Origin of the sequence: Vibrio sp. 2096, assembly GCF_033339595.1 — a bacterium.
Taxonomy (GTDB): domain Bacteria; phylum Pseudomonadota; class Gammaproteobacteria; order Enterobacterales; family Vibrionaceae; genus Vibrio; species Vibrio alginolyticus.
Genome location: NZ_JAWOUX010000006.1, coordinates 221,575 through 239,077 on the forward strand (window position 1 = coordinate 221,575; position 17,503 = coordinate 239,077).

The 17,503-nt window shown below is 46.0% G+C and carries 18 protein-coding genes; 7 read left to right on the forward strand and 11 right to left on the reverse strand.

All coding sequences use genetic code 11. The features are described 5' to 3' along the window. Positions 1-331 precede the first annotated feature (331 nt). On the forward strand, positions 332-2,113 hold the full coding sequence (locus R7Q41_RS13950; RefSeq protein ID WP_031781211.1) for a sodium:solute symporter family transporter: 1,782 nt from the start codon (positions 332-334) through the stop codon (positions 2,111-2,113). A 350-nt stretch (positions 2,114-2,463) separates the two neighbouring features. On the opposite strand, the gene R7Q41_RS13955 is transcribed toward R7Q41_RS13950, so the two are convergent. The 3 genes from R7Q41_RS13955 to R7Q41_RS13965 all read right to left on the reverse strand — a co-directional run bounded on the left by R7Q41_RS13955 (position 2,464) and on the right by R7Q41_RS13965 (position 4,327). Next, complete coding sequence (locus tag R7Q41_RS13955) at positions 2,464-3,090, reverse strand: hypothetical protein (RefSeq protein ID WP_154203902.1); 627 nt, start codon at positions 3,088-3,090, stop codon at positions 2,464-2,466. 325 nt (positions 3,091-3,415) lie between these two features. Continuing rightward, positions 3,416-3,736 (reverse strand): DOPA 4,5-dioxygenase family protein, encoded by a 321-nt coding sequence (locus tag R7Q41_RS13960; protein ID WP_005375836.1) that lies wholly within the window; start codon positions 3,734-3,736, stop codon positions 3,416-3,418. A gap of 396 nt (positions 3,737-4,132) precedes the next feature. Continuing rightward, positions 4,133-4,327, reverse strand: a complete 195-nt coding sequence (locus R7Q41_RS13965; RefSeq protein WP_152560954.1) for a hypothetical protein — start codon at positions 4,325-4,327, stop codon at positions 4,133-4,135. 65 nt (positions 4,328-4,392) lie between these two features. Between R7Q41_RS13965 and pdhA the strand changes: the two genes are divergently transcribed. The 3 genes from pdhA to R7Q41_RS13980 are packed head-to-tail and all read left to right on the forward strand — an operon-like array spanning position 4,393 to position 7,608. After that, positions 4,393-5,487: a pyruvate dehydrogenase (acetyl-transferring) E1 component subunit alpha gene (pdhA, locus tag R7Q41_RS13970; RefSeq protein WP_025998586.1), complete on the forward strand. Its 1,095-nt coding sequence runs from the start codon at positions 4,393-4,395 to the stop codon at positions 5,485-5,487. Then, positions 5,480-6,463, forward strand: a complete 984-nt coding sequence (locus tag R7Q41_RS13975; protein ID WP_017634235.1) for an alpha-ketoacid dehydrogenase subunit beta — start codon at positions 5,480-5,482, stop codon at positions 6,461-6,463. Before pdhA ends, R7Q41_RS13975 begins: the two co-directional genes overlap by 8 nt. Then, positions 6,460-7,608 (forward strand): dihydrolipoamide acetyltransferase family protein, encoded by a 1,149-nt coding sequence (locus R7Q41_RS13980; RefSeq protein WP_005375831.1) that lies wholly within the window; start codon positions 6,460-6,462, stop codon positions 7,606-7,608. The genes R7Q41_RS13975 and R7Q41_RS13980 overlap by 4 nt, the downstream gene beginning before the upstream one ends. 67 nt (positions 7,609-7,675) lie before the next feature. Here R7Q41_RS13980 and R7Q41_RS13985 read toward each other — a convergent pair whose 3' ends face one another. Further along, positions 7,676-8,641 carry an electron transfer flavoprotein subunit alpha/FixB family protein gene (locus tag R7Q41_RS13985; RefSeq protein WP_318144533.1) on the reverse strand — a complete coding sequence of 322 codons (966 nt, stop codon included), beginning with the start codon at positions 8,639-8,641 and terminating at the stop codon, positions 7,676-7,678. A gap of 137 nt (positions 8,642-8,778) precedes the next feature. Between R7Q41_RS13985 and R7Q41_RS13990 the strand changes: the two genes are divergently transcribed. Next, entirely contained in the window at positions 8,779-10,440 is a 1,662-nt protein-coding gene (locus R7Q41_RS13990; protein WP_206949041.1) for an electron transfer flavoprotein-ubiquinone oxidoreductase, read from the forward strand. 59 nt (positions 10,441-10,499) lie between these two features. Here R7Q41_RS13990 and R7Q41_RS13995 read toward each other — a convergent pair whose 3' ends face one another. Beyond that, positions 10,500-11,384: a LysR family transcriptional regulator gene (locus tag R7Q41_RS13995; protein ID WP_042521059.1), complete on the reverse strand. Its 885-nt coding sequence runs from the start codon at positions 11,382-11,384 to the stop codon at positions 10,500-10,502. 117 nt (positions 11,385-11,501) lie between these two features. Between R7Q41_RS13995 and R7Q41_RS14000 the strand changes: the two genes are divergently transcribed. Next, the gene (locus R7Q41_RS14000; protein WP_318144534.1) at positions 11,502-12,173 is read left to right on the forward strand and encodes a type 1 glutamine amidotransferase domain-containing protein; all 672 of its coding nucleotides are present in this window, start codon (positions 11,502-11,504) and stop codon (positions 12,171-12,173) included. An 84-nt stretch (positions 12,174-12,257) separates the two neighbouring features. Here R7Q41_RS14000 and R7Q41_RS14005 read toward each other — a convergent pair whose 3' ends face one another. Then, positions 12,258-12,905, reverse strand: a complete 648-nt coding sequence (locus R7Q41_RS14005; protein ID WP_017634240.1) for a glutathione S-transferase family protein — start codon at positions 12,903-12,905, stop codon at positions 12,258-12,260. A gap of 118 nt (positions 12,906-13,023) precedes the next feature. Between R7Q41_RS14005 and R7Q41_RS14010 the strand changes: the two genes are divergently transcribed. Next, positions 13,024-13,854, forward strand: a complete 831-nt coding sequence (locus R7Q41_RS14010) for a LysR family transcriptional regulator (protein ID WP_318144535.1) — start codon at positions 13,024-13,026, stop codon at positions 13,852-13,854. Positions 13,855-13,863: 9 nt separating this feature from the next. Here the strand turns inward: R7Q41_RS14010 and R7Q41_RS14015 are convergent, their stop codons facing one another. From R7Q41_RS14015 to artP, 5 genes are all read right to left on the reverse strand, one after another. Continuing rightward, positions 13,864-14,436 (reverse strand): protocatechuate 3,4-dioxygenase, encoded by a 573-nt coding sequence (locus tag R7Q41_RS14015; RefSeq protein WP_104976564.1) that lies wholly within the window; start codon positions 14,434-14,436, stop codon positions 13,864-13,866. 138 nt (positions 14,437-14,574) lie between these two features. Further along, complete coding sequence (artM, locus tag R7Q41_RS14020) at positions 14,575-15,243, reverse strand: arginine ABC transporter permease ArtM (protein ID WP_009696340.1); 669 nt, start codon at positions 15,241-15,243, stop codon at positions 14,575-14,577. Further along, a complete protein-coding gene (gene artQ, locus R7Q41_RS14025; protein ID WP_206949043.1) occupies positions 15,240-15,929 on the reverse strand; it encodes an arginine ABC transporter permease ArtQ in 690 nt (229 codons plus the stop codon). Before artQ ends, artM begins: the two co-directional genes overlap by 4 nt. 1 nt (position 15,930) lies before the next feature. Beyond that, positions 15,931-16,662, reverse strand: a complete 732-nt coding sequence (locus R7Q41_RS14030) for a lysine/arginine/ornithine ABC transporter substrate-binding protein (protein WP_054576777.1) — start codon at positions 16,660-16,662, stop codon at positions 15,931-15,933. Between the two features lie 88 nt (positions 16,663-16,750). Then, on the reverse strand, positions 16,751-17,479 hold the full coding sequence (artP, locus tag R7Q41_RS14035; protein ID WP_155489438.1) for an arginine ABC transporter ATP-binding protein ArtP: 729 nt from the start codon (positions 17,477-17,479) through the stop codon (positions 16,751-16,753). Between the last annotated feature and the right edge of the window lie 24 nt (positions 17,480-17,503).

The following is a 17,503-nucleotide window of genomic DNA, read 5'->3' on the forward strand; positions in this document are numbered from 1 at the left end:
CGTTTGGCCCATGCAGTACAGGCTTGCATGGGCTTTTTTTTAACAATCCTACATCAATCGATGTTATATCCCTCTGCCAGATATGCATAAATCCGCGTCCATTCTTATTAGAGGACTTAAGATTCTTTATAAGTATATTCATAGAACCCATACCTAAACTCGACACTTTTAGCAGCTTCAGAGAAAAGCAATATCTGACACCGATCACTTGTATGATTAATTAAAGGGTTTATTACGCCTTACTGGTCACGGTTTTGAGTTATTGTACTACAAATAAGAGGAGCGAACGTTACTATTACTTAGGACAATAAACTACTTCAAAGGTCTAAAGATGGAACTCAATACTCTCATTGTGGGCATCTATTTTCTATTCTTAATCGCAATAGGTTGGATGTTCAGAACTTTTACTAGTACTACAAGCGACTACTTCCGAGGTGGCGGCAACATGCTTTGGTGGATGGTTGGAGCAACGGCGTTTATGACTCAATTCTCTGCTTGGACATTTACTGGCGCCGCTGGTAAAGCCTACAATGACGGTTTTGCTGTCGCTATTATTTTCCTTGCAAACGCGTTTGGTTACTTCATGAACTTCGCTTACTTTGCACCGAAATTTCGTCAGTTACGCGTCGTAACTGTCATAGAAGCCATTCGTATGCGTTTTGGTACAACAAACGAACAAGTATTTACTTGGTCTTCGATGCCAAACAGTGTTGTCTCTGCAGGTGTATGGCTTAACGCCCTCGCTATTATAGCTTCAGGTATTTTTGGTTTTGATATGACAGCAACCATCTGGATTACCGGTTTAGTTGTACTTGCGATGTCGGTAACTGGCGGCTCTTGGGCGGTTATCGCCTCCGATTTCATGCAAATGGTCATCATCATGGCGGTAACGATCACATGTGCAGCCGTTGCTATTGTTCAAGGTGGTGGAGTTACTGAAATTATCTCTAACTTCCCAGTCGCAGAAAGTGGCAGCTTTGTTGCAGGTAACAACCTGAACTACTTAAGCATCTTTAGTATTTGGGCGTTCTTTATCTTCGTTAAGCAGTTCTCTATTACAAACAATATGTTGAACTCTTACCGTTACCTAGCTGCAAAAGACTCTAAAAATGCAAAAAAAGCAGCTTTGCTAGCATGTGTATTGATGTTGGGTGGAGTTTTCATTTGGTTCATGCCTTCTTGGTATATTGCAGGCCAAGGTGTTGATTTAGCGGCAGCTTATCCAGATGCTGGTAACAAAGCAGGCGACTTCGCGTACCTATACTTCGTTCAAGAATACATGCCAGCAGGTATGGTTGGACTTCTGGTCGCTGCAATGTTTGCTGCTACGATGTCCTCTATGGACTCTGGTCTTAACCGCAATTCAGGTATTTTCGTAAAGAACTTTTATGAACCGATCGTTCGTAAAGGCCAAGCATCAGAGAAAGAGCTAGTCGCAGTTTCTAAAGCAACATCGGCGGTATTTGGCGTTGCAATTATTCTAATCGCGCAGTTTATAAACTCTCTAAAAGGTCTGAGTCTATTCGACACTATGATGTACGTTGGTGCGCTCATCGGGTTCCCAATGACAATTCCAGCGTTTTTAGGCTTCTTTATCAAGAAAACTCCAGACTGGGCCGGTTGGGGAACTCTAGTCGTGGGTGGCATCGTTTCCTACCTTGTTGGGTTTGTTATCACAGCTGATATGGTGTCATCGGCGTTTGGCCTTGAGGAGTTGACTAGCCGAGAATGGTCTGATGTGAAAGTAGCAATAGGTCTAATCGGACACATGACGCTAACTGGTGGCTTCTTCATGTTGTCGACTCTATTCTACAAGCCTCTAACTGACAAACGCCAAGCAGATGTCGATAAGTTCTTTGAAAACCTATCAACGCCTCTTGTAGCGGAATCAGTGGCACAGAGAAAACTCGATAACAAGCAACGTCAAATGCTGGGTAAACTTATCGCGGTCGCAGGTATAGGTGTCATGTTTATGGCTCTGCTACCTAACCCAGTATGGGGGCGCTTAGTGTTTATTCTATGTGGTGCCATCGTCGGAGGTGTTGGTCTACTACTTGTAAAAGCTGTGGATTCAAGCGCTGAACAAGCCTCTGAACCTGTGACAGAAAGTTAAATCTCTTATTCTAATAAACGCGGCTATTCTTTGGCCGCGTTTTTTAATTCTAAGTTCCCAGTACGAACACTTCCCCCTTTTACGAAGACATATCATCTTGTCTAGGGTTATCGAATTGCAGCTTTATTTTGTCATTCGATAAGGCTAAACCAGAACGTGATAATCTGATCGAGTTAAAAGTGCAGCCTACCTTGCTTAAGTAAACGCCCCAAAGCCATCCAAATATCTGATGAAGTAAAGATCTCGGCTCGTATACTTTGTTACCGCTTCGTGATTTAGACTCGCTAGTCCTTTACATCACCACCTAGTCTACAAGCCAAACTATTCCCGCTGAACAAACCATCTCGGGATTACTTAGGTACACTATTTTCTCTTTTTGCAGATGGCACAACAACCGCTACCAATAAAGCTAACAACAGGAACACGGGGCTAAGCATTAATCCATGCCAGATTGAATACCCATCATGGAACAGCCAGAATATACCAAGCGTCAGTAGGTACGAAAAGTAGCTGCAAAACACCAAGCTAATCGCGACAAAGCGCTTTTGATTAATAATAAGAATCCGCACTAGATACTGGCTAAGAATACCAGAGCAGCGCATGGCAAGTTGCCAATTAATGATAAAGAAAGCAAGCGCAATAAACCCAGCTACGACCAGTGCATCATGCGTGCTTAAAATGAAGTAGCTACCAAATCGGCTTATGATGACCGGATAATCGCCTTCGTATATCGTTGACCAAGATATTGCGTTCGCTGCTGCTACGTAATTGGCAAAATAAGCAATGGCGTAGAAAGTCGTTTGAGAACTGAACGGCTGAAATACATCCGTACAAAATCCTCGCCACTCTTCTTTGTTGGCGGTAGGCCCAACCCAGTCACGTTTTTTTTGAGCGGTACGCCCGGCAAACGCAGGCCCGTTGCGAAACAACAGCCAAAATATATAGAGTGCAAGTATAACCAAGAGTATTGAAAACATACCCTTCCCCCTCATAAATTATCGGCGCCACTGCCAATGGCGTTGGGGTCGTAAACTGCACTTCCCTGCTATACCTATTTGATTTATCAAAGACTTATTATTTTATTACCACCAAAATTCATTTAATGGCATGCTAAACAGCAACATTTTCACGCTTTGTGCGTGAAGTTCGAAAGCCTACTTTTAGGTTTAGCACAAAAATAACTACAGCAAAGCGTAAGAGAGGGATTCCGCACCCATCAATGAAGATGAGGCGTTAAGCAGAAGCTGTGACCGCAATGAGAAGAGAAGGATTCAAAGCGGTCATGCATGGGCGAGAAGGCAACTATTTCTCTAACTTTTCTTCAAATACACCAATCTCTCTGCCCAACCAAATCGCGCGTTCTGTGTGATCGAGCAACTCTTCTTCGCTTACTGGGTGAATAAGCACAGAAAAATCGCCTCGAATCGTATCAAGCCACGCCAAGAACTCTTCACTCAATGATTCTAGGTGAATTTCAAACATCGGCATCTTGTGTGGGCCAACTAACCTTCCAACTAATGGAAACACACGCAGCACATCTTGACGCTCTTGACGGATGATCTCGTTCAAGGCTTGCGCTTTATCTTGTTCTCTTAGGGGAAAATAAACATGAGCGTGGTACATAACTTCTCCATAATCACTTCCGCTTGAGCACCACCTACTTTGGATAAGCTCAAGGACTGCCGAGGGTATACATTTGTAATGCCGTCACCCTACCTTGATTCCACTCAGTTGGGAAGAAGTTATGCATTCTCATAAGGTCGAGGCTTCGAGCACAACAAAAATTTGCAATTCATCATATAGCAACTGTTTGAGTTGATTCATTAATAATGACTCACTTTGTCAAATTTTACAGCCAAATTTTGTTGCAAATATGTTTCATTAACCAGTAATTAAATTCGAGTTTAAAAATGCTACCAACAAAATAGCAGCATATTACTCTGCAAAATCAGGGTGTAAGCAAAACTTTACTACTGAGCGAAAGTCAAAATGAAGCATAATTTAACAATTTGTTTACACTTATTGTATCTGGCTATACCACGATTTAGTTAGAGGGTTAGATACAGAAAAGCCTTTCTCTGTATCTTGCGGTGAAATAATCGCAGCGATGTTATCGACAAATAGTTTAAGGGACGAACAGATGCCTACCGCTATCGAAAGCACACGCAACCTTAGGTATGGCCTTTGCGCTGATATCAGAGTTTGAGTACCCATACAAACTCTGGTTTTGTATGAATAGCTGCAGTCCAAAAGACCCGCAGCGTCAAAAGGAGCTTGAGATGAACGTTCAGGCATTACCCATGCATCGGTTTATCGACCATCGTGGGGACCTAGTCGGCCAACTACCCAACTGGGCTGACACTGAAACATTGGTCGGGTTTTACCGAGACATGGTATTAACTCGCACTTACGACAACAAAGCAGTTGCCTTGCAACGCACCGGTAAGCTAGGGACCTATCCCTCACACTTAGGCGCGGAAGCCATAGGCATTGCGGTAGGCAGAGCACTTAAAGCCGATGATGTTTTTGTCCCTTACTACCGCGATATGCCTGCGATGTGGTGTCGTGGCATTGGCATGGAAAAGAACCTTCAATACTGGGGGGGCGATGAGCGCGGGAGTGATTTTGCTCCTGAGGGCAGTCCGGTTCCTAGCCGAGACCTTCCCTACTGTGTACCCATAGCGACGCAATGTACGCATGCTGTCGGGGTGGCTTCCGCGCTAAAAATTCAAGGTAACCATGAAGCTGCGCTAGTCATGTGCGGCGATGGTGGTACATCCAAAGGGGACTTTCTTGAGTCAATAAACTGCGCAGGTACTTGGAATATTCCACTTGTTTTCGTCGTAAACAATAACCAGTGGGCAATTTCAGTGCCGCGTAGTCTCCAATGTGCCGCCGATTTCTTATCAGAAAAAGCGCAAGGTGCAGGTATACCGGGTATTACTGTCGATGGTAACGATGTCGTCGCCGTTTATGATGCAACTAAAACCGCCCTTGAGAGAGCAAGAAAAGGGAAAGGCGCAACACTCATCGAAGCGGTGAGTTACCGACTGAGTGACCACACTACGGCCGATGATGCGACTCGTTATCGTAAAGAAGATGATGTTCAAACCGCATGGCAATACGAACCTATCGCACGTCTTAAAACGTATCTCCTTAATCAAGGCGCTTGGAGCGACGAACAAGAACAGCAATGGCTAGATTACTGTAAAGAGCAAGTAGAGTTAGCTGTTGAACGCTATCTGAGCTTACCGCCACAAGCACCAGAAACCGGTTTCGATTATTTGTATGAATCGCTACCTCAAGAGCTTCATGCACAAAGAGATGAACTCATCAACAAGGCAATGAGAATGCAGGGAGGCAGACATGGCTGAGCTAACGTTGGTTGAAGCAGTAAACCTTGCCCTGCACCACGAAATGCAACAAGACCCCAATGTTGTCGTATTAGGTGAAGACGTGGGCGATAATGGTGGTGTATTTCGTGCCACTGTTGGACTCAAGCAAGAGTTTGGTCTTAAACGAGTCATCGATACGCCACTCGCTGAAGCCTTAATCGGCGGGGTTGCGGTCGGTATGGCAACGCAAGGATTACGACCTGTCGCCGAATTTCAGTTTCAAGGTTTCGTTTTTCCTGCGATGGAGCACTTAATGTGCCACGCGGCTCGAATGCGTAACAGAACTCGCGGTCGGCTCACTTGTCCCGCGGTTTTCCGTGCGCCATTTGGCGGCGGTATCCACGCTCCGGAACACCACTCAGAAAGCGTGGAAGCGTTATTTGCTCACACTGCTGGATTTAAAGTGGTGATTCCTTCTTCTCCACAACGCGCATACGGCTTACTTCTCGCTGCAATTAGAAGCAATGATCCCGTCATGTTCTTCGAACCGAAGCGCATATATCGCACCGTTAAATCTGAAGTCGTTGATAACGGCGAAGCACTCCCACTCGACACCTGCTTCACCTTACGCAAGGGGCGAGATATCACGCTCGTTACTTGGGGCGCATGCGTCGTAGAGTCACTTCAGGCCGCGCAAACCTTGTCTAGTCAGGGAATTGAAGTCGAGGTGATTGATTTGGCGAGTATTAAGCCAATTGATACCGCGACGATTTTCAGCTCACTAGAAAAAACTGGACGTTTACTCGTTGTTCATGAAGCGAGTAAAACTTGTGGTGTGGGATCTGAGCTATTAGCTCGAACCGCTGAACACGCCATGTGCTTACTTAAAGCCCCACCTAAACGAGTAACTGGAATGGACACCATTATGCCTTATTACCGTAACGAAGATTATTTCATGGTTCAGGAAGAAGACATTGTGACCGCGGCGCGCGAACTCGTGGAGGATTGGAAATGAAGACGTTTAATTTACCCGATCTCGGTGAAGGTCTCGCTGAGTCAGAAATTGTGAAATGGCACGTTAATGTCGGAGACATGGTTAAATTAGATCAAGTGATCTTAACCGTAGAGACAGCAAAAGCGACGGTCGACGTCCCTGCCCCCTATTCGGGCCGTGTGGTCAGCCGTCATGGTGAGGAAGGTGAAATCGTCAATATTGGTGCATTACTGCTAGAGATTGATGAAACAGGTGCCGGGAGAGAAGTAACAGCAGAGAAAAAAGCCACTGCTGACGCCGCAACCGTCGTCGGTAGCGTTTCTCACCAAGCGCATCATGTTAACGTTGATGATTTCTGGATTGGTGGCAACCACAACACGACAGAAAGTAACCTCGTTACCGCCCTGCCTTCGGCTCGCTTGTTGGCACAAAAACTTGGGGTAGATCTTAACCTTGTGTCAGGTAGTGGCCCGAACGGACTTATCGTAGATGCCGATATTTACGACGAAGCCGGAAAACAGCGTCCAGGCACCGAAGTTTTGAAAGGCGCTCGACGTACCATGGTATCGTCTATGACCGAATCGCACGAACATGTTGCTGCCGTAACCATTACGGAAGAAGCATTGTTGGAAGATTGGCTGCCAAACGAAGATATCAGTATCCGCCTTGTTCAAGCGATTGTTCATGCGTGTCAAGAAGAGCCCGCTTTAAACGCTTGGTTTGATGCCGAAACCATGACACGCTGTGTACACACAACGGTCAATGTAGGAATTGCAGTAGATAGCCGTCATGGATTGTACGTGCCAGTCTTGCGCCACGCAGATGAATACGAGCCACAAGATGTTCGTCGTTGGCTCGATCAAACCGTTGAAGGGATCAGAGAGAGAAAAATCGGTCGTGAGCAATTGCAACACGCGACGATTACGCTTTCCAACTTCGGCGCGATTGCCGGTATTTACGCGACACCTGTCGTCACACCGCCACAAGTCGCTATTGTCGGCGCGGGCCGAATACTCGACCGAGTTGTGATAAGAAATGGTCAAGCAATTTCGGTGAAAGCAATGCCGCTATCCGTAACGTTTGATCATCGCGCTTGTACTGGTGGTGAAGCTGCAAGGTTTACAAAAGTACTTGCAGAGCACCTGCAACGTCCGAGCGAAAAGTAACTTATAAAAATCAAATGATAAAGGCTTCCAGTCCGGAAGCCTTTTGTTTTAGGAAGCAAGACTATATCTACAGCTTCTCTAACAGCTCAGGCATTACCACAAACAAATCGTCGACCAATCCATAATCTGCAATGTCAAAAATAGGCGCATCAGGGTCGCTATTAATTGCAACAATCACCTTGGAATCTTTCATTCCCGCCAAATGCTGGATCGCGCCAGAAATTCCGACGGCAATGTATAACTCCGGTGCAACAATTTTGCCGGTTTGCCCAACTTGATGGTCATTAGACACATAGCCCGCATCGACCGCCGCTCGTGACGCCCCTACCGCTCCACCTAGCTTGTCAGCCAATTGTTCTACTAAAACAAACTTCTCTTTACTCCCGAATGCACGACCACCCGACACTACTACTCTAGCCGCTGGCAATTCTGGTCGCTCACTTTCTGGCGTTTGTTGCGAAACAAACTCACTAAGTTTATTGATAATCACCGTGTCGACTTGAGTAAGCTTAGGGACAACTGGCGTGTCAGATAGCTCTGCGGCATCAAAAGCCGTACTTCTTATGGTCATCACTTTATAGGGATCATTCGACGTGACTCTCGCCAATGCATTTCCAGCATAAATTGGACGAATCACCGTATCGATAGACTCGATTGTCATCACGTCAGAAAGTTGACCAACATTAAGCAACGCCGCCACACGAGGCATCACATTCTTACCAAATGTACTGGCAGGAGAAAGAATGTGTGAGTAGTTTTTGGCTACTTGTGAGATCAAAGGTGCGATATTTTCCGCTAATCCATGTTCATATCCCTTCGCATCAACCCAGATAATTTCTGCAACACCTTGAACACAATTCAACTCATCCAAAACTGATTGGCACTGATAACCAATAAGCAACACAGAAACAGGAAGCGATTTATCATCATCCTTAATCTCAAATGCCGCTTTAATTGCACACAGCGTCCCTACAGCCAACGATTGGTTGTCATGCTCTGCGAGCACAAGTGTTACTAATGGTCGGTCTTCCATGGTCATGCCTCATATAACACGTCAGATCCATTACTTGAGCTTAGTCCACTTCACGTTAACGTCAACTGAGCTATAGTTTTCTGTATAGAAACCAAAACCTGTCACGCAGATGACGATAATAGAAAGGAAGCATAAAGATGGAACGAGAATGCATGGAGTTTGATGTCGTGATCGTGGGGGCCGGACCTGCAGGCTTAAGCGCCGCTTGTCGGCTAGCTCAACTCAACCAAGACAGTGAAGGTGACGCACTTTCAATTTGCGTTGTAGAAAAAGGCTCAGAAGTGGGCGCACATATTTTATCTGGCGCTGTTTTTGAAACTAGTGCCTTAGATGAGCTTTTCCCCAATTGGAAAGAAATGGACGCCCCGCTAGCAGCCTCAGTTCAACGAGATGATTTCCTTTATCTTACTACTGAACAAAACCATATTCGCGTTCCCCACTTCCTTACACCGCGTCCAATGATAAATGGCGAGAATAATTACGTAATTAGCCTTGCCAACCTTTGCCGTTGGCTCGCTAACCAAGCAGAAAATCTTGGGGTGGAAGTTTTTCCGGGCTTTGCCGCTGCAAGCATCAATTATGATCAGACTGGCGCCGTGACAAGCATTAACACGAGCGATATGGGACTAGATAAGAACGGCCAGGCCAAACCTAACTTTGAACCAGGTATCGAGCTAAGGGCAAAATACACCCTTTTTGCTGAAGGTTGTCGCGGACATCTGGGTAAAGAACTTATTCAAAGGTTCGACCTAGACGCAGGAAAGCAACCACAGCACTACGCGCTTGGCCTAAAAGAAATATGGGAGTTACCCACTGACAGTAAGGATGTATCTGGCAGTGTTATCCACTCCGCTGGCTGGCCCTTGAGTGAAACAAATACCACAGGCGGCGGTTTTCTCTATCACATGGAGAACAACCAAATCGCCGTCGGGCTTATTGTCGACTTGAATTACAGCAATCCTTACTTGAGTCCGTTTGACGAATTTCAACGCTTTAAGCACCATCCTGCTATTGAAACACATTTGAAAGGTGCTCAGCGCATCGCTTACGGCGCAAGAGCCATTGCGAAAGGTGGGCTTTCCTCTCTGCCGAGACAGCAATTCCCTGGCGGTTTATTGATTGGTTGTGATGCGGGGACTTTGAACGTCGCAAAAATTAAAGGCAGCCACACAGCAATGAAATCCGGAATCATTGCAGCAGAAGCGGTACATACGGCCCGACAAACTGGAGCTTCTGAGCCAGACTACCAGTCGTTGTTTGAATCATCATGGTTGTATGACGAACTCGCCGAAACGCGTAACTTTGGCGCGAACATTCATAAGTTGGGCAGCATACTTGGCGGTGCTCTTTCGACTTTTGAACACAACCTGTGGCAACCACTGGTTAAGAAGCCGTTACCTTGGTCTATCAAGGACTATTCGCACGATCATGAGCAGTTAAAACCTAAACAAGAGTGCCACCCAATTGCATACCCAAAACCAGATGGTGAAATCAGTTTTGATAAGCCTTCGTCGGTATTTTTGTCGGGAACACAGCACGAAGAGAATCAACCTTGTCACCTTGTTCTGACTTACCCTCACATTCCAATTGATGTGAATTTAGGTATGTATGACGAACCGAGTCAGCGCTATTGCCCCGCTGGGGTTTACGAAGTGGTGGAAGTGGACAATAAGTTGAAGTTTCAGATAAATGCCGCCAACTGCGTGCATTGCAAAACCTGTGACATCAAAGATCCTTCGCAAAACATCACGTGGAAAGCACCAGAAGGTGGCGGTGGACCGAGCTATCAAAACATGTAGATACGTTAGTATGTTGACGATCTAACAAATGGATAAACAAACCGATTGGCAGAGCCTCATTACTCCTGCCAATCGACAAAATGATCAAGCAAGAAGTCGATAGCCAATCGCGCTCGTAGTGGTAGAAAGTGACGATTCTGATAAACAATCCAGCTGCTGTTGCCGCTTCCCCAATACGGCTCTAGTATTGGCACCAAACGACCAGACGAAATAGCATCGTTGAAACTACTCTTCGGTAAGTACGCCACACCTAATCCTTCTGCACAGGCTTGCAAGACCGTGTGTGCGTTATTGCTCTTCCATCTGCCCTGCACTTTTACGCCATCTAAAGGCTTGCCATCTTTTTCAAACAACCAAACGTCTTTGTTGGCAATAATGCAGCTATGACGCTTGAGTTGCTCGGGGTGCGTTGGCAAACCATGTTCATCGAGATAACGCTGACTGGCTGCCGCTGCCATGGGACGATCCACCAGCTTTCTCGCAACCAAGCCTGAATCACTCAACCTACCGTAACGAATGGCAAAATCGAAACCATCTTCAATAAAGTTGACCATGCTGGTGTTGAAGTTGATTTCTACCGTGAGATTAGGATGTTGCTTGGCAAACGCCATCAAGGCAGGCGCTACATGGTTTTCAGAAAACGCACCAGCGGCACTCACACGTAACGTACCACTCAATTGAGTTTGCTGCGTGGTGAGTTGCTCATTGGCTTGCTGAAGCCCAATCACCAACTCTTTACACTGTTGATAATACGCTTGCCCCGCTTCCGTTAGACTCACCATTCTTGTCGAACGTGCTAACAAAGCGACACCTAATCGCTCTTCTAGTCTTGTGACTTGGCGACTGACGTGACTGGTACTGCAACCTAACTGTTTTGCCGCTGCAGAAAACCCTAAGCTCTCAGCAACCGTAACAAACTCATTGATGCCTTCAAAACTGTCCATACTTACCTTTGCTATATAGCAATAATGTTTTGCCAATTAATCGTATTATCACTTATTTGATTAGCAATTAGTATGAAGGTGTTCAACAAATACACGTAAGCCAAAAAGGAAACCATCATGAAGAAAGTACTCATCATTGTGACGAACCATGCGACCCTAGGTGAAACTGACCAAGCAAACGGAACTTACGCGCCAGAGCTCACTCATGCCCTTAGCGAACTGCTGGGTGCAGGCTTCGATTACGACATTGCCTCTATCAAAGGCGGGCAAGCACCACTGTACGGAACCGACATCGAAGGCGACGAAGTGAACGAGAAAATTTTGGCGGATGATGATTTCCAGAACCGCATCAACAACACGATTCCAGTGTCACAAATCAACGGTGACAACTACGATGCGATCTTCTATCCGGGTGGTTTTGGTCTTCTTTCAGACCTAGCGAGCAACGAAGATTTTGCCAAGATTTCCGCAAAACACTATGAAGATGGCGGTATTGTGGCAGCAGTTTGTCATGGTCCGGGCGCTCTTCTTCCTATCACGCTTAGCAATGGCGAAAAGCTGCTTGCGTCTAAATCAGTAACAGGTTTCACTCGCGAAGAAGAGATCGACTTCGGCACCATCAACGATATCCCATTCCTATTGGAAGAATCTCTTGCACGTGGCGCAGCGCGCTACTCTAAAGTGCAACCATGGCAAGAGCTTGTAATTGTGGATGATCGTGTCATCACAGGTCAAAACCCAACGAGCGCACACGGCGTAGGCAGAGCGATTGTTGAACACCTAGCTTAAACGCGCCGGAAACTACAACTATCCTAGAAGAGGAAAGCGTGCTTTGTCATGCTTTCCCTTGCTACAGGCGATCGCAAGATGCGCTTATACTTCTTCCCCTGCCTCGTCCTCTTCTACGATATCCGTTTCTTGGCTCGCCTCTTCCAACCATTGCTGTAAAGATTCACTTGCTAGCACCTTCTGTTGGTAAGCTTTGGCACCTTCGGATAACTCGATGCCGTAAGTTTGGAAACGCAATGCCACAGGTGCATACATAGCATCCGCTATCGACCATTCTCCAAATAGCCAACCGTTGGGATACAGTTTGGCTTGCTCTGCCCAAATAGCGTCAATGCGAGCAATATCTTTACGTGCCCCCTCCGTTAGATCGACTTTTCTGCGTGCGCGGATGTTCATTGGGAGTTCGCTTCTTAAGTTAAAGAAACCCGAATGCATTTCTGATGCGATGGCGCGTGCTTTAGCCCGTTCTGCAGACTTACTTGGCCATGCTTTGCCTTGTAAGTATTGCTCGTTAACGTATTCCAAAATCGCTAATGAATCCCACACTGTTGCGTCACCATCCACTAAGGTAGGGACTTTCGCGGTTGGTGTAATATCTTCCAAGGTCTTATAAAAATCTTCTGTGAATAATTTGAGCTTGGTGACTTTCACATCCAGTTTGAATTGAGAAAAGATCAGCCATGCGCGAAGTGACCAGCTTGAGTAGTTTTGATTAGCAATAAACAGTTTCATGACGCCTCCATGCGGTTCGTGTTTTGAGTACCCATTCACAATATCTGATTGTATTTAAGGGGACTAACGGATAGTTTTGATGGAACACTTCAACAAAAACGATGGATGAGTTTTAGATATGGATATCGATGCGTTACGCAGCTTTCTGGCTTTTGTCGAAACGGGAAGTTTCACTCGTGCAGCCAAGCAGATCAATCGCACCCAATCCGCGTTCAGTGCTCAAATGCGTAAGCTAGAAGACGAACTCAGCGTCAGTTTGTTTGAAAAAGAAGGTCGCAACCTAGTATTGAGTGAAGCGGGACTGGCACTGCGCTCTCACGCCGAACTATTGGTTAACTTGCACAATCAAGCACTGAAACAAGTGAAGCGCTATGAAAACAAGCGCCCTCTTCGCTTAGGTTGCCCTGAGGATTACAACGACAATATCCTGCCTAAAGTCATCCGCGTATTACAGCAATCTGAGCCCACATGTTCAATTCAAGTCTTCAGTGAGCCAAGCATCACCTTGAGAGAAAAACTTGATGAAGGAAAGCTAGACGCAGCTATTGTGACAAGAGCACCGGACAGTGAGGAAGGTTACTGGCTAGCAAGCGACAAAGGCGTGTGGATTGCTCATCCTGATTTTGACATTGAGAACGCCCACCCTCTCCCTCTCGCCCTATTCCAAACCGACTGCAAATACCATGCGGCAGCAGTAGACGGATTAACCAAACGTGGTACTCCTTATCAACTACTGGCGTGTTGCAATACGGCCTCCGCACAACGAGCGATTGTACGTTCGGGCATGGCTATCGGTGCGATGGGCAGTATTAGCGTTAGCGAGGATCTTAAGATCTTAGGCAATATGCCATCGCTGCCTTCCGTAGATATTGTACTGGTCACGGGCGTCGAGCCTCATCCGATACTGGATAAAGAATGCTTGGCGCAATTGGTTGAGTTAATGGCTTAACCGGATTAGCTAGCCAATCACAAAGTTAAATTGGCCCGTTAACCGCCCGTCGATTCGTATAGTTTCAAACTGCAGATAATCACGGGCTTTGCCTCCCCACCATTCATCGCCAGTATTGCCTTTCAAGTACAACTGAGTGGTCAGAAGTTCTTGATTATCTCGCAACAACTTAACGTGAATGTGCGGTGGGCGAGAAGCATAAGGTACAGGGTACAAGGTCTGAAACAAGTAGTGACCATCCGATTGAGTTAAAACTGCACCAAAGCCAGCAAAGTGCGCATCAAACTTATCGTTATTTGGTTGCTTAGGATGATCGTAAATCCCCTGCCCATCGCATTGCCAGATTTCTACTTTGATGCCTGAAACTGGGTTTCCCGATGTATCTACTACTCTGCCTTGCAACACGATAGGTTCACCGACCAAGCCTTCTGATTGCAGAATCAAGTTTTGACGAAGAGGAATATCCACTACTGGATAAAATGGCCCTTCTGTTTGTGCTGGCGTCGGCCGCATTGGTGTCGTCGCTTTTAAAGAGGGTGCGAACAACAATGTCCACAGCGCTAAAAAGTGTCTTCTTTCCATGGTGCCACCAATACAATTGCATTGAATTAAGTTTGGTGGAACTTGAGGGATTTGCCATAACGAATATAAAAAATGCCCCTGCAAGAGAGTCATTTGCAAAGGCACTGTGGAACGAGATGATGAGTGTTGATTGAAGGTTTATGCGGCTTCGAACGCCAATGCTTTCTTCTCTACCTGACGGAAAATAAGAGTTAGCACACCATTTACCGTTAAATAAAATGCGCCCGCAATACCAAATACCGTCAACGTATCGTAAGTTTGTGCGTTAATGCGCTGCGCGTAACCCATCAGATCCATGATCGTAATCGTGCTTGCTAGTGACGTGCCTTTGAAGACCAAAATCACTTCGTTCGAGTAAGCAGGAACAGCACGACGAATAGCGTATGGTAGAAGCACTTTCAGTGTTGCTGTTTTGTTCATGCCTAATGCACGACACGCTTGCCATTGACCGGAAGGAATCGCGTTAAACGCTCCTTTGAACAACTGAGTGCTGTAAGCAGCGGTATTGAGTGCTAGTGCTAGCATCGCACAGAACCAAGGTTGGCTTAACCATGTCCAGAATACGCTTTCTCTTACGACATCAAACTGACCTGGACCGTAATACACCAAGAAGATCTGCACCAACAAAGGTGTACCAGTAAACAAGGTGATGATGCCACGACTTAACCAATGCAAACCCGGAGTACGTAAGATCAGAGTCAGCGTCATCATCAAAGCTAAGAGACAGCCCACCACCAAAGAAGCGGCGGTCAATTGAAGGCTAGTGCCTAAGCCATCCAGCATTTGCCAAACGTGTTGTTCGTTCATGCGGTCGCCTCCTGTCCCATGCTCATACCTTGAATTGAGAATTTCTTATCAATCAGTTTTACGGCACGTTGCGTAATCAAAGTAATGCCTAAGTAAATCGCCGCAGCGGTTGCGTACCATGTAAACGCTTCATGCGTCGCTGCAGATGTTAGCTGCGCTTGTTTCAACAAATCCGTTACGCCAATCAGTGATACAAGCGCGGTGTCTTTCAGCAGAACCAACCATTGGTTAGTTAAACCTGGTAGTGCGTGTCTTACTGCTTGTGGTAAAACAATGCGAACGAAAGCGTGTGCTTGACTGATGCCGAGTGCACTTGCTGCTTCTCTCTGCCCTCTTCCAACGGCTTTTAATGCGCCACGTAGAGTTTGAGAAGCGTAGGAAGCGAAGATCAATGACAACGCCACCACGCCAGACAAGAACGGGCTAACTTCAATAAAGTCGCCGGTGATTAAAAACAGAACCTGCGTCGAACCAAAATAGATGAACAACACGACAAGGATTTCTGGCAAACCACGTACAATCGTCACAAACGCCGTCATTGGCCATTTAACGAAAACGCGGCGAGACATTTCACCACTGGCGAATACCACTGCCAGAATCAAACCGACTAAAAGGCTTGTGAAGGCTAGCTGGACAGTCATCCAACTAGCTTGAACAAGCGATAAAGAGTAACCCATTAGTGCCATATTACTTACCGAAGTACTTGTTGTAGATTACGTCGTATTCGCCGTTCGCTTTCACTGTTTGCAGTGCTGTGTTCAGCTTGTTCACTAGCTCGTCGTTACCTTTATTTACTGCGATACCGAAACCGTTACCGAAGTATTTAGGGTTAGTGACGTGCTCACCCACGTAAGCTAGGTTGTCTTCTTTCTTGAACCATTCTGCTACGACTGCTGTGTCACCGAATACAGAATCAATACGGCCATTTTTCATATCGATGAACGCGTCTTGGTAGCTTGAGTAAGGAACCGCGGTTACGCCCGGCATTTGCTCAATCAGGTAGCTTTGGTGTGTTGAACCGTTTTGAACACCAACACGCTTACCTTCTAGTGCTTTTTGATCAGCCACTTTTTCTTTGATAGAAACAAACGCTGCTGAGTTGTCATAGTATGCATTCGTGAAATTCACTTGCTCCAAACGCGCCTCAGTAATGTCCATTGCAGAGATTGCCGCATCGTAGCGCTTGAATTTTAATGCTGGGATCAAGCTATCGAAAGATTGGTTGTGGAAGGTGCATTTTGCTTCGATTTCTTTACATAGTGCATTCGCCAGATCCACATCAAAACCTTGGATTTGGTTGTTTTCATCCATGTATTCGAATGGGGCGTACGTCGCTTCCATCGCAAATTTGATCTCTTCTTGTGCTGCTGCGTTCGCTGAGACAAGTCCGATTAGTGAAGCTAGTAGAATCTTTTTCATTGCAATACTCCGTGTGTACTTAGTGGGCTGACACTCGCAATGACAGCCGAGCTTATCTGTTAAATAGACTGAACTTTAAAAACGTGATTTAGTGATTTAAGTAGTCAGCAAACTGGGCAGTTTGCGGGTTAGAAAACGAATCATTTGTGCCGTGCTCAACGATGTGTCCTTTTTCTAAATACAGTACGTGACTAGCGATTTTCTTGGCGAAATCCACTTCGTGCGTCACAACTACTTGTGTAATTCCGGTTTCGCTTAAATTTTTAATAATCTTAACGACTTGGTTAGTAATTTCCGGATCAAGCGCAGCGGTCGGTTCATCAAAAAGCAAGACTTCCGGTTTCATCATCAATGCACGAGCAATCGCCACACGTTGTTGCTGACCACCAGAAAGTTGCATCGGCCATGCATCCGCTTTGTCTGCCAAATGCAGCGTCGCAAGAATTTGCATTGCCAGCTTCTTCGCTTCTTCTTTATCCATGCCAGCGACTTTTACCGGAGCCTCAATCAGGTTCTCCATCACTGTCATATGCGGCCATAGGTTGTACTGTTGGAACACCATGCCCACTTTACGACGAAGCGCTAAACCTTGCTTCTCTTTGATTTCAGTTGAAAAGTCGAATGCGTCATTAGCGATGTTTAACTGGCCGTTATCCGCTCCTTCAAGAAGGTTAAGAACACGTAGTAGAGAGGTCTTCCCTGCACCACTCGGACCGAGTAACACCAGTGTTTCGCCGCTTTCACACTTAAAGCTGACATCGTGAAGCACTTGTGTCTCACCGTAGGATTTATTGATTCCGCTTACCTGAATAGTCATGCTGACATACCGCATTAATTGTCA